Raw genomic sequence first — 13,036 nt, 5'->3', positions numbered from 1 at the left:
GATCCGCCATTATCGGTTCCGCCGCCGGGGGACGCAACGGGGAGATCGCGGGGGCGTACGGGAACGCTCAGCGGCGGTCGTTGGCGTCGTTCTGGGTCAGGGGCTGCGATTGTTCTACGGAGGTGTTCTGTTGACTGCGGTGATGGTCCAGCGCGCCGATGGAGGCATACAGCAGACGGCCAAACAGAATGATGAAGCTTATCAGCAATACGATCCGGGTCATACGTATGTTGGTTCGTCGTTTCATCTTGTGGGTCATTATCATCATTAAAACGTAGGGTCTCTTATTCGAAATTATAGGGTGATTTAGGCACAGTAACGGGCGGGCGTCAATGGCCGGCGATGTCGCTATCCTCTCCCGGTGATCGCGATCCGGATATGATGATGAGCTCTATTACATAAAAAATATTGATGATTCTTGCGCCGTCGCCGGGCGCGCGCGATGTTTCGCCGCTGTCTCCCGCGGCGGCTGACGCATTTTTCTGCCGCGGTTTTCGTGATACCATCGCAGGGTAACTAAATAGGGCGATCGGGGCGTAACAGGGGTCCGCCGGCGAGTAGCGATGAGCGATAAGGGCAGTGATTAAGCCGTTTCCATGAAAGCAGATAAGCGTCGCACCATATCGGGCTGGTCCCGCTGGGGAGAACCGTTGCTGTTCGCCCTGCTGGTTATTCCACTCAGTATTTTATACTCACCGCGGGTGATCCTGCCAAACGGGCAGGCGTACCTTATCGCCCTGCTGCCCGCCGCCGCGCTGGCGCTGAGTTTCCTGTACGGTAGCCGTATGCTGGCGCCGATCGTGCTCGTGGCGCTGGCGACGCTCTATCTCGCCTATGGCGTGACGCCGCTGCTGGCGGTTGGGCTGCCCTTCAGCCTGACGTTGCTGCTCTGCTGGTGGGGCTATACCCAGCAGGTCGGGCCCCGCTGGCGCGCCGGGCTGGCCAAACCCCATCAGATGCTGCCGCGCCTGTTCTGGCTCGCCGGCATGTTTCCCCTGCTGTTCATTCTGTTGACCCAGATAGCGGTCACCATGGGGATGTTTTCCGGGCACTCTTTCTTTGCCGAACGGCTCCCCTTTTCAATGAGTACGCTGACTAACTACCAGGGGATGGTGCTGGGCGCGTTGGTGGGTGCCCCGCTCTATTATCACCTGCTGCGTCTGCTGCGCCGCCCGCGCTACTGGCAGGTGATGCGCCGCCGCTGCCGGCGGGAGCAAACGGGCGACGCCGCGGGGTGGGAGCCCTACCTCTGGGGCGGCGTCGTTGCCGTGATGATCGCCCTGCTGTGCATCCGCGCGCAGGCGCAGGGCAGCATTCTGTTTACCGACTATACGCTGACCCTGCTGCTGCCGGTGATGATTTTTGGCGCCATGCGCTATGGCTATCTGCTGAGTACGCTGGTCTGGTCGGTGGCGGTGATAATCCTGCTGCTCAACTATGAAGGCTATGTCGAGCCGGACGATCTGAGCCGCAATATCTGTTTTATTACCGCCATGCTGATCGTGTTTACCCTGACGGTGATCCTGATGGCGGCGATCAATGGTCGACAGCGCCGCCTGTACCGCCATATGCGTCGGGCGGCGATGATCGATCCGGTGGTACAGCTGCCCAACGTCGGCTGTCTGGAGCAGGATCTGCAGCGCTATGGCCGCTCGGTGCTGTGCTTCGTACGCATTTCCAGCCTGGATACCCTGTGCCGTACCTACGGCATGCAGGTACGCTTGAGCTATAAGCAGCGTCTGGCGGCCGCGTTTCGGGCGGCGCTGCACGCCGATGAGCGGGTGTATCATCTGCCCGGTTATGATCTGCTGATCCGTCTGGAGCCCGGGCGCGCGCAGCAGACGCTGCGCCACCTGGAGCAGGTGGCGCACGCCTTTCGCCTGCAGTGGAATGGGCTGCCGCTGCAGCGGCAGCTGGGGCTGAGCTACTGTGGCGTCCCGGGAACGGTCGAGGCGCTGTATAGCCTGATTGGTGAGCTGAGCGCGATGGCGGAGCAGTCGCTGGACAGCGGGCGGCTGGAGAGCCTGGCGCTGAATCAGCGCCGTCTGCAGCAGGGGATTGGCCGCAAGGCCGGCCTGCTGAAAACGCTGCAGCGCGCGTTGGAAAACGATCGCTTTATCCTGTCTGCTCAGCCCATCGAAGGCTTTCGCGGCGAGAGCTATCAGGAGATCCTGCTGAAGGTGGTCGATGAGCAGGGGAGCCACCTGAGCCCGGAGAGCTTTTTGCCGATCGCCGAGGAGTTTGGCCTGACGGCCACGCTCGATCGCTGGGTCTTGACCCATACGCTCGCCTTTATCGAGCGGCACCGGGCGCAGCTGCCCGGGATCCGGGTGGCCATTCCGCTCTCCTGCGCCGGGCTGAGTCCGCCGACGCTGCCGGCGCTGCTGGAGAGCGTGCTGGCGCAGTACCGCATCGAGCCCTGGCAGCTGATCCTGACCTTCCGGGCGGACCAACTGGCGGCGCTGTCGCCTGCGCCGTCGGCGCTGAGCGCGCTGCGTGCCCTGGGGTGTCACGTCGCCCTGAGCGGCATCGACTTCGTGCACGCCGGAGGGCAGCCGGAGCTGGATGCCGATATCCTGCAAATGACGCCCGCGCTGAGCCGCCGTCTGGGAGCCGACAGCGCGGAGCAGTATATTGTGACAGCGCTGTGTCAGGTCGCCCACCTTCGGCGTCAGACGGTCGTGGCCCGGGGGGTGGACAGCAACGCCCAGCGTGCACGCCTGAAGCAGCTGGGGGTCGACGCCATTCAGGGGCGTCTGGCCGGGACGCCGATCCCGCTGAGCGCGCTCTTGCCTAGCGCGGAGACAGCAAAAGAATAGCGGCTTATCGCGTCATTTTATGTGCAACGGGGGAAAGCGATAACTCTCGATAGTTATCAGATTGATTCATCGCGGGTAACATGCCGACTCTTTCACAGTTTTCTTGACGCTGGTTACGCGATGTCTCCCGCTGTGCCATACAGAGGAAAATGCTTTTTGCCGGCGTTTTTTTGCGCTAACGCCCGCAGGGTACACCAGCGATGGGGGCAATTTATCTCTGGTCATACTCCAATAACTCCAAATCATTATCTGAACTGGTGTATTTATATGGAGAATGATTCCGCAGTTGAATTTAATCCTTGTCTTTTACTGGCGGTAACGTGTTTACTTATTACCGCTGTCGCCATATTACGCCTGTCGTGCATGGGGATCGTGAATGCCGTCGCCGTCAGGGCGCGGCAGGGCTGTGCGGCTCCCTACGGGAGCGCGTGCACGGTTTCCCCGCGGCGTGGTATGTGTGGATGTAAATGCGGTTAAGGACCTGGGCACATGCCGCCCTGACGCGATTCTGAGGTAAGCTCCCCCAGAGTAGTGAGAGTGATCTCTGTTGCCATCCGCAAGGAGTTTTCCCCCGCGATACCAAATAGTGACGCTTCCCAACCGCTGCGCGCCACCGGGCCGCCGCGCGCTGTGGACAGCGGATATATCCTAAGAATTAAGGCATCACGACATCATATTATGACGCATCGTTTAACCTCTAGAGATATCCTGGCGCTGGGTTTTATGACCTTTGCGCTGTTTGTCGGCGCGGGCAATATTATTTTCCCCCCGATGGTGGGGCTGCAGTCCGGCGAGCATGTCTGGATTGCCGCGCTGGGCTTCCTGATCACTGCCGTCGGTCTCCCGGTGGCGACCGTGGTGGCGCTGGCCAAGGTCGGGGGCGGCATTGACGCCCTCAGCTCGCCGCTCGGCCGTCGCGCCGGCCTGCTGCTGGCGACGGTCGCCTATCTGGCGGTCGGGCCGCTGTTCGCCATTCCGCGTACCACCACCGTCTCCTTTGAGGTCGGCATCGCGCCGTTGACCGGCGAGGGAACGTGGCCGCTGCTGGGCTATAGCGTGATCTATTTTGCGCTGGTGGTCGTGATTTCGTTGTACCCGGGAAAGCTGCTGGATACGGTGGGCCACGTCCTGGCGCCGCTGAAGATTGCCGCGCTGGCGATCCTGGGCATTGCCGCGCTGATCTGGCCCGCGGGCAGCTTGGTTCCGGCGACCGAGGTGTATCGTCAGATTCCGTTCTCCACGGGCTTTGTTAACGGCTATCTGACCATGGATACGCTGGGCGCCATGGTGTTTGGCATCGTCATCGTCAACGCCGCCCGCTCGCGCGGGGTCAGCGATGCCCGCCTGCTGACGCGCTACACCATCTGGGCCGGCCTGATCGCTGGCCTGGGGCTGACGCTGGTATACCTTAGCCTGTTTAAGCTGGGGTCCGACAGCGGCGTACTGGTGCCGGATGCCCAGAACGGCGCGGTGATCCTGCACGCCTATGTGCAGCACACCTTCGGCAACATGGGCGCCATCTTCCTGGCGGCGCTGATCTTCATCGCCTGTATGGTGACGGCGGTCGGTCTGACCTGCGCCTGTGCCGAATTCTTTGCCGAGCATCTGCCCCTGAGCTACCGTACGCTGGTGTTTATGCTGGGTCTGTTCTCCATGGTGGTCTCCAACCTGGGGCTGAGCCTGCTCATCAAAATCTCGATCCCGGTGCTGACGGCCATTTATCCGCCCTGTATTGCGCTGGTGGTACTGAGCTTTACCCTGCGCTGGTGGCACCGCGCGCCGCGGGTCTTTGTACCGGTGATGGCGGTCAGTCTGCTGTTCGGCATTCTGGACGCGCTGACCGGCGCGGGAATGGTGACGGCCCTGCCGGGGTGGATTCAGCATCTGCCGCTGGCGGAGCAGGGGCTGGCATGGCTGCCGCCGTCGCTGGCCATGATGGCGCTGGCCGGTCTGTTCGATCGCCTGCTGGGGCGCGCCCGGTCATGATGTAAAGCGTGGCCGTCATGAAATTGTTACAGTTGATGACGTGAACTGCGCCGGCGGCCACTCTATAATCATCGGTGTTTTTCAGCACGGGCGTCTGCGTCCGTGTTTTTTTTTGACAGGCGAATGGGTAACTCATCACATGCAACAACAAGCCAATAAGCTAAAGCGGGGGCTCAATGCGCGCCATATCCGCTTTATGGCGTTGGGGTCGGCGATTGGCACCGGCCTTTTCTACGGTTCGGCCGACGCCATTAAGATGGCGGGGCCCAGCGTGCTGCTGGCCTATCTGATCGGCGGCGTGGTCGCGTTTATCATCATGCGTGCCCTGGGTGAGATGTCGGTTAATAACCCACAGGCCAGCTCTTTTTCGCGCTATGCGCAGGACTATCTGGGACCGATGGCCGGCTATATCACCGGCTGGACCTACTGCTTCGAGATCCTGATTGTTGCGATCGCCGACGTGACGGCGTTCGGCATCTATATGGGGGTCTGGTTCCCCGCGGTGCCGCACTGGATCTGGGTGCTGAGCGTGGTGCTGATCATCGGCGCGGTGAACCTGATGAGCGTGCGGGTGTTTGGCGAGCTGGAGTTTTGGTTCTCCTTTTTTAAGGTCGCCACCATCGTGGTGATGATCCTGGCGGGCTTTGGCATCATTATCTGGGGCATCGGCAACGGCGGTCAGCCGACCGGTATTCATAACCTGTGGAGCAACGGCGGCTTTTTCAGCCACGGTGTGATGGGGATGATCCTGTCGCTGCAGCTGGTGATGTTCGCCTATGGCGGGATTGAGATCATCGGTATCACCGCCGGCGAGGCGGCCGATCCCAAGACGGCGATCCCCAAGGCGATCAATTCGGTGCCGCTGCGGATTCTGGTGTTTTACGTCGGCACTCTGTTTGTGATCATGTCCATCTATCCCTGGAATGAGGTCGGCACCCAGGGCAGCCCCTTCGTCCTGACCTTTCAGCACCTGGGGATTACCACCGCCGCCGGGATCCTGAACTTTGTGGTGATCACGGCCTCGCTGTCGGCGATTAACAGCGATGTGTTCGGGGTGGGCCGCATGCTGCACGGTATGGCGCAGCAGGGACATGCACCGCGTATCTTTGCCCGCCTCTCTCGCCACGGCATTCCGTGGGTCACGGTGGTGGTGATGGTACTGGCGCTGCTGGTGGCGGTATACCTGAATTACATCATGCCGCAGAACGTCTTTCTGGTGATCGCCTCGCTGGCGACCTTTGCCACGGTGTGGGTGTGGATAATGATCCTGCTGTCGCAGATCGCCTTTCGCCGCCGCCTGACGCCGGAGCAGGTCAAAGGGCTGGATTTCCCGCTGCGCGGCGGTGTGTATACCTCTCTGCTGGGGATCCTGTTTCTGGCCTTTATCATCGCGCTGATCGGCTATTTCCCGGATACGCGGATATCGCTGTACGCCGGCGCCATCTGGATCCTGGCCCTGCTGATCGGCTATCGCTTTGTCCGCCAGCCGGCGTCGCCGGACCTGGCGCAGTCGCTGCCGCCGGAGCACGTGGAGTGATACGCGCCGCGCGACGCTGAGCGCAAGAGAAAGAAACGGAGCCTAAGGGCTCCGTTTGTCGTTATAGAAGGGCTCCGTCTATCGTATCAGTGAGGGCGACGGCGGGCGCGGACTTCGCTCACACCGGTGAAGGGGTCGGCCGGGGCCTCCTCCCGCTCATCGCGCCAGGCGCCGTTGCTGCGCTGGCGCAGCGCATCGCGGACGTCGTGCAGGGTATTGATCATCTCTTCATAGTGCTGTGCGGCATGCAGGGCGTCGGGTGAGACGCCGTTGCCGCTGGCGCCGTGCAGGCAGCCCACCAGGATCAGGGCCGACAGCAGCGGCAGCAGATGTGTGCGTAGCCGTGTAAACAAAGCAAATTCTCCCGGTTAAAAACGTGCGTTGTCTTTGTATCCTAGCCACGGCGGGGCGTGAACCCCGTATTCATATCGTGAGAGAGATGGGGGCGCTTTGTTACGGCACGAAACATCTGCGTCGGCAACTGTCAGCTGAGGGTAAGGTTACCCCCGTCGTCTCGGGGCAGGTGCTGCGCGATGGCGCGCACGTCCGTACCGGTTGGCGTCTGGTGGATCCGCAGGCCAAACTGCTCGATGACGGCAAAGGTGTGATCGAAGATATCGGCTTGAATCCCCTCGTATTCGGCCCAGATAACGGTATTGGTGAAGGCGTAGATCTCAATGGGCAGGCCATCGGAGGTCGGCGCCAGCTGACGCACCATTAGGGTCATGTCCTTGCGGATACGGGGGTGCTGCAGTAGATAGGCCTGCAGATAGGCGCGTAGGGTGCCCAGATTGGTCATGCGACGGCCGTTGAGCGGCGAGTCCAGATCGATATGCTGCCGCTGGTTATCGTTGGCAATCTCCAGGCTCTTGTCGTGCAGATAGGGCTGTAGCAACGCGCTGCGGCGCAGCCGGGCCAGATCGTCATCGTTGAGAAAGCGAACGCTGGTGGTATCGATGTTCAGGCTGCGCTTGATGCGGCGCCCCCCCGACTCCGACATGCCGCGCCAGTTTTTAAACGAATCGGATACCAGGGCATAGGTGGGGATGGTGGTGATGGTATTGTCCCAGTTACGTACCTTCACGGTGGTCAGACCGATGTCGGTGACTGCCCCGTCGGCGCCGTACTTGGGCATCTCCAGCCAGTCGCCGAGGTGCAGCATGTCGTTGGCCGATAGCTGGATCCCGGCGACCAGTCCCAGGATCGGATCTTTAAACACCAACATCAATACTGCCGCCATGGCGCCGAGGCCGCTGATCAGCAGGATCGGTGACTGCCCCATCAGCAGCGAAATCATCAGGATGCCGATAAGGATCGCCGCCAGCAGCTTGGTGCCCTGAAAGATGCCGCGCAGCGGTAGCTGCGTGGCGACGGCGAGCTGATGGGAGAGATCCAGCAGGATATCCAGCAGGGAGAACAGGGAGAGCAGGGCGAACAGCAGGATCCACAGCTGGGCGGCGACGATCAGCGCATAGCCGGCGTCGGTGCCGGGGTGCAGCCAGAATACGGCCTGAATATTGACGATGATCCCCTGGAACATCGAGGCCAGGCGGTGGAAAAGCTTGTGCTGGGTCAGCGCCTTAATCCACATGTTCTCACTCTGCAGACCGCGCGCCTGCAGACGGGTGAGCAGCAGACGGTGCAGCAGCAGGTGAATGATCGCCGCCGTCAGAATAATCAGTCCCAGAACAATCACCAGCGAGGTCACATGGGTGAACTCAAAACCGAACTGCTCCAGCCAGCGCATTAATACTTTTTGCATGCAGGCTCCTTCATTTTTCTTGTGATGCATTGCGTGTGGTCACGGGCGCCGCGGCGCCCCTCCCGGCGTCGATGCGCGGCGAGGGCGGGCGACCCTGTGATAGGCTAACGGCTGCAGGCGAGCAGTCAACCGGTTTTCTCTTTATTTGACACTGACTTACAAAAAATCTGGCGCGGGTATCGCCTCATCCCCCGCGCTCATCCCCCTAAAATAGCGCGATAGGGGAGGCGCGGCCACGCTGGGCAGTGTCATGATCGCGGTATCTTGCTGAATGAAGGAAGGGAATCATGTTCAATGCCTGGCATCTGCCGGTCGCGCCCTATGTGCGTCGCCGCGGAGACGATCTGGTGGTGACGCTGCTGCTGGCGGGTGAGGATCTGCCGCAGCGGGTGCTGCTGCGCTGTGAACCGGACAATGAGGAGTGGCTGCTGCCGATGCGCCGTTACCGGTGCCGCGCGGGCGTGTGCTACCGGGGCCGCCTTTCGCTGCGGGAGGGCGAACCGCTGCGGCGCTACTGTTTTAAGCTGCTGTGGGCCGATCGTCAGCGCTGGTTCACGCCCCTGGGGTTGCGGGAGACGCCGCCGGGTCAGGAGATGCAGTTCGCCGTCAGCATACCGTCGCCCTATCCCGAGTGGGTTGCCGACCAGGTGTTTTACCAAATTTTTCCCGATCGCTTCGCCCGCAGCGCCGCGGCGGAGACGGCGCCGGCCCCGGGCTGGCGCGACTGGGCGACGCCGCTGGACGATACGGCGGATGCCCACACGTTCTACGGCGGCGATCTGGATGGCGTCACCGCGCGGCTACCCTATCTCCGGGCGCTGGGGATTACCGCGCTCTACCTGAACCCCATCTTCAGCGCGCCGAGCAACCATAAGTATGATACCGCCGACTATTATCGGGTGGATGCGGGGCTGGGGGGCGATCCGGCGCTGATCCGGCTGCGTCAGGCCACCGCCCAGGCGGGTATCCGCCTGCTGCTGGACGGCGTATTCAATCATACCGGCGACACCCACCGCTGGTTCGATCGCCCGCGGCGCGGTGAGGAGGGCGCCTGCCACCACCCCGCGTCGCCGCAGCGTGAACGCTACAGCTTTGACGCCGACGGACGGGCGCTGGGCTGGAAGGGAGAGGCTTCCCTGCCCAAGCTGGACTATGCCAGCCCACGGGTGATCGACAGCATCTATCGGGCGGATGACAGCGTGATGCGCTATTGGCTGCGCCCGCCCTATGCCATTGACGGCTGGCGGCTGGACGTCATCCACATGCTGGGCGAAGCGGGCGGCGCCCGGGGCAACCTGCATCATCTGGCGGAGATGTACCGGGCGGTGAAGGCCGAAAATCCCCAGGCCTACGTGCTGGGCGAGCACTTTGGCGACGCGCGCCGCTGGTTGCAGGCTGGGGTGGAGGACGGCGCCATGAACTATATGGGCTTTGCCCTACCGCTGCGCGCGTTTCTCGCCGGCGTGGACGTCGCCTACCAGCCCATCCGGCTCAGCGCGGCCCAGTGCGCTGAATGGATGGAGTCATATCGCGCCAGTCTGAGTCAGACGCAGCAGCTGTGTCAGTTTAACCAGCTGGACAGCCACGATACCGCCCGTTTTATTACCCTGCTACGGGGAAACCGTCAGCGGATGATGCTGGCGTTGACCTGGCTATTTACCTGGATCGGGGCGCCCTGCATGTACTATGGCGACGAGATTGGCCTGGCGGGGGAGAACGATCCCTACTGCCGGGCGCCGTTTCCCTGGGATCCTGCGCAGTGGGACAGTGCGCTGCACAGCCTGTGCCGTCAGCTGGCGCAGATGCGTCGCCGACACGCCGCGCTGCGCCGCGGCGCCTGTCAGGTCATCTATGCCGATGGCGAAACGCTGTTGTTTATCCGCCGGCTGGAGCGGCAGTCGGTGCTGGTGGCTATCCAGCGTACCGGCGAGGGCGAGGTGCGGTTGCCCTGCACGCCGCTGCTGCCGACGGGGGCGTGGCGTGCGCTGTGCGGCGCCGGATGCCTGGAGGCCGGGGCGGAGACCCTGGCGCTGAGGCTTCCCGCCGAGAGCGCCAGCGTGTGGGTGCTGAAGGGGTGAGCGGGCATAAAAAAAGCGACCCGTGGGTCGCTTTTTTTGGCGCAGGATAAACGATTACAGCTTAGCGGCGTTTTCAGTCAGGTACTTGGCAACGCCGTCCGGAGAGGCGCCCATGCCTGCTTTACCTTTTTCCCACTGGGCCGGGCAGACGTCGCCGTGCTCTTCGTGGAACTGCATGGCGTCGACCATGCGCAGCATTTCATCAACGTTACGGCCCAGCGGCAGATCGTTGACCACCTGGTGACGTACGATGCCATCTTTGTCGATCAGGAAAGAGCCGCGCAGCGCTACGCCCTCTTCTGGGTGTTCGATGCCGTAAGCGCGCATGATTTCGTGCTTAACGTCGGCAACCAGCGGGTACTGTACTTCGCCGATACCGCCCTTATCCACCGGGGTCTTACGCCAGGCGTTGTGAACAAACTCGGAGTCCATGGAGACGCCGACCACTTCCACGCCGCGCGCTTGGAACTCGCTGTAGCGGTGATCGAAGGCGATCAGCTCAGACGGACAAACGAAGGTAAAGTCCATCGGCCAGAAGAAAACCACGGTCGGTTTACCCTGAGTGAACGCTTTGAAGTTGAATTTATCAACGATTTCACCGTTACCCATCACGGCGGCAGCGGTAAAGTCGGGGGCTTGACGAGAAACCAGGACCATAATAACTCCCGTTAATAGTATTCAGTAGGTTATCGAATCTTTATCTGGCGCTAACTATACGAAGTTGTCGTTTGTAAATAAAGCGTGAAGCGCCAATCAATATGATAGTCAATGCCAATCAATTGTTACGAATAATGACCAAAAAATGGCCATCACCGCCGATGAGATGTCAAAACCATAGCGTAAAATACGATTTTAGCCACCCTTTATGTGCCCATATTGTTATGAAAATGCGCGTTTGGGAACATATTGCGCAGGCGCTACAGCGCCTTGGCGTACGCCTGGCGCATCATCTGGGGATAGAAGTGCCAGAACTGCGCCTCCAGACGATCGTAGTGACGTTCGATATCGCTGAACGATCCGCTCAGCGCCGCCAGCCGGGGACGGCGCTGCGCCATGCCGCTGAGCACCCTGGCGATAAACGGCAGTTCGGCATAGCGCTGCAGCCAGCGCTCTTGCCACAGGTGTTGGTTCATCGTGCGAAAGCGCGGCGGGGTTCCCTCGAGATGGGGCAGGATAGCGGCGCTGGCGTGGGCGATAAAGTCGGGCAGCGGCCGCTGCGGCTCCAGCGTTGACCAGTGGCGGGCCAGAAAATGGTCCCAGACGATATCCAGGGTGATCGGAGCGACTCGTCGATAGTCGTCGCCAAACCAGGCGCGGGCGGCGCGAACCTGCGGCAGGCTATCGGTCATGCTATCGACGCGGCGGTGCATGCGGATTCCGGCGCAGACGTCGGCATTATAGTAGGGCTTTGGATCGCCGCGGACAAAGTCGGCCAGCAGGTTGCCGAGCAGCGAACTGTCCGCTAGCGCGGCCAGGTGAAGGTGGGCGAGAAAATTCATCCGCTGAGTATACGGGAGCACGCAGCGCAGAGCCAGCGTCTGCGCCGATGCGCGGCGCCGGGCCGCATGATCCCGGCCGTCCTGGGAGCCCCGTACCCCGGAGGGCCCCGCCGCCGCGCGCGGAAAAGCGCCTAATTTGCCGCCGGGCGGCATCTGCGGTTGCAGCCTCTCGTCGGCGGCTCTAGACTAAGCCGTTTTTCTTCTGCGTATTACCGTCAATCATATAGTGAAACCAAACCATGCGTGTGTCCGACTTTACCTTTGAACTGCCCGATGAACTGATTGCCCGCTATCCCCAGGAACAACGCAGCGGCTGTCGCCTGCTGTCGCTGGATGGTCCGACGGGCGCGCGGGAGCACGGGGTGTTTACGGATATCGTCGATAAGCTCAATCCGGGCGATCTGCTGGTGTTCAACAACACCCGGGTGATCCCGGCGCGTCTGTTTGGCCGCAAGGCCAGCGGCGGTAAGGTCGAGGTGCTGGTCGAGCGCGTACTGGATCGCGCCCGGGTGTTGGCGCACGTGCGAGCGTCCAAGGCGCCCAAGCCGGGCGCCGAGCTGCTGCTGGGGGATAACGAGGATATCCGCGCCACCATGCTGGCCCGCCACGATGCCCTGTTTGAGCTGGGGTTTGACGATCCGCGCGATGTGTTGACCATCCTCAATGCGGCCGGCCATATGCCGCTGCCGCCGTACATCGACCGCCCGGATGAGGAGGCGGATCGCGAGCTGTATCAGACCGTATATAGCTCACGCCCCGGCGCCGTGGCGGCGCCGACCGCGGGTCTGCACTTCGATCAGCCGCTGCTGGACAAACTGCGCGACAAAGGGGTTGAGATGGCCTTTGTGACCCTGCACGTCGGCGCAGGCACCTTTCAGCCGGTGCGGGTTGAGAGCATTGAAGATCACATCATGCACTCCGAATACGCCGAGGTTCCGCAGGAGGTTGTCGATGCCGTCCTGGCCTGTAAGGCGCGCGGCAATCGGGTGATCGCGGTCGGCACCACCTCCGTTCGTTCGCTGGAGAGCGCGGCGGCGGCCAGTAAGCAGGCGCTTATCGCCCCCTTCTTTGACGATACGCAAATCTTTATCTATCCGGGCTATCACTATCAGGTAATTGATGCTCTGATTACCAACTTCCACCTGCCGGAGTCCACGCTGATCATGCTGGTCTCCGCGTTTGCCGGGTATCGCCACACGCTGGACGCCTATCGCGACGCGGTGGCGCGGCAATACCGTTTCTTTAGCTACGGGGATGCCATGTATATTACCCGTAACCCGCAGGCTGAACAGGAGCAGGTGGTTTCAGCCTGATTTTTACGCGGCCCGCCGGCGTAAGCGGTGGGCCATTTTTCG

10 protein-coding genes are annotated in these 13,036 nt (G+C 61.6%); 5 read left to right on the top strand and 5 right to left on the bottom strand.

Features of this window, described 5'->3' with window-relative positions; all coding sequences use genetic code 11:
- Positions 1-67: 67 nt before the first annotated feature.
- A complete protein-coding gene (locus tag QY76_RS15430; RefSeq protein ID WP_071844228.1) occupies positions 68-247 on the bottom strand; it encodes a YfgG family protein in 180 nt (59 codons plus the stop codon).
- Positions 248-596: 349 nt separating this feature from the next.
- On the opposite strand from QY76_RS15430, the gene QY76_RS15425 reads away from it, so the two are divergent.
- The 3 genes from QY76_RS15425 to proY all read left to right on the top strand — a co-directional run bounded on the left by QY76_RS15425 (position 597) and on the right by proY (position 6,342).
- Positions 597-2,819 (top strand): EAL domain-containing protein, encoded by a 2,223-nt coding sequence (locus QY76_RS15425; protein ID WP_045426224.1) that lies wholly within the window; start codon positions 597-599, stop codon positions 2,817-2,819.
- A gap of 678 nt (positions 2,820-3,497) precedes the next feature.
- Entirely contained in the window at positions 3,498-4,805 is a 1,308-nt protein-coding gene (brnQ, locus tag QY76_RS15420; protein ID WP_034163710.1) for a branched-chain amino acid transport system II carrier protein, read from the top strand.
- Positions 4,806-4,944: 139 nt separating this feature from the next.
- Entirely contained in the window at positions 4,945-6,342 is a 1,398-nt protein-coding gene (proY, locus tag QY76_RS15415; protein ID WP_034163709.1) for a proline-specific permease ProY, read from the top strand.
- Between the two features lie 86 nt (positions 6,343-6,428).
- Here proY and QY76_RS15410 read toward each other — a convergent pair whose 3' ends face one another.
- Complete coding sequence (locus QY76_RS15410) at positions 6,429-6,695, bottom strand: hypothetical protein (protein ID WP_034163708.1); 267 nt, start codon at positions 6,693-6,695, stop codon at positions 6,429-6,431.
- 131 nt (positions 6,696-6,826) lie between these two features.
- Positions 6,827-8,104 (bottom strand): mechanosensitive ion channel family protein, encoded by a 1,278-nt coding sequence (locus QY76_RS15405; protein WP_034163706.1) that lies wholly within the window; start codon positions 8,102-8,104, stop codon positions 6,827-6,829.
- A gap of 287 nt (positions 8,105-8,391) precedes the next feature.
- Between QY76_RS15405 and malZ the strand changes: the two genes are divergently transcribed.
- On the top strand, positions 8,392-10,182 hold the full coding sequence (gene malZ, locus QY76_RS15400) for a maltodextrin glucosidase (RefSeq protein ID WP_045426221.1): 1,791 nt from the start codon (positions 8,392-8,394) through the stop codon (positions 10,180-10,182).
- A 54-nt stretch (positions 10,183-10,236) separates the two neighbouring features.
- Here the strand turns inward: malZ and QY76_RS15395 are convergent, their stop codons facing one another.
- The gene (locus tag QY76_RS15395; RefSeq protein WP_034163704.1) at positions 10,237-10,839 is read right to left on the bottom strand and encodes a peroxiredoxin C; all 603 of its coding nucleotides are present in this window, start codon (positions 10,837-10,839) and stop codon (positions 10,237-10,239) included.
- 260 nt (positions 10,840-11,099) lie between these two features.
- A complete protein-coding gene (locus QY76_RS15390; protein ID WP_034163821.1) occupies positions 11,100-11,681 on the bottom strand; it encodes an ACP phosphodiesterase in 582 nt (193 codons plus the stop codon).
- Positions 11,682-11,920: 239 nt separating this feature from the next.
- Here QY76_RS15390 and queA point away from each other — a divergent pair, with 239 nt between their 5' ends.
- On the top strand, positions 11,921-12,994 hold the full coding sequence (gene queA, locus QY76_RS15385; RefSeq protein WP_034163703.1) for a tRNA preQ1(34) S-adenosylmethionine ribosyltransferase-isomerase QueA: 1,074 nt from the start codon (positions 11,921-11,923) through the stop codon (positions 12,992-12,994).
- Positions 12,995-13,036: the final 42 nt, after the last annotated feature.

Origin of the sequence: Edwardsiella sp. EA181011, assembly GCF_000800725.1 — a bacterium.
GTDB classification, from domain to species: Bacteria; Pseudomonadota; Gammaproteobacteria; order Enterobacterales; family Enterobacteriaceae; genus Edwardsiella; species Edwardsiella anguillarum.
Note: the sequence above shows the minus strand (reverse complement) of the source record. Positions and strands in the feature narration are given on the sequence as shown.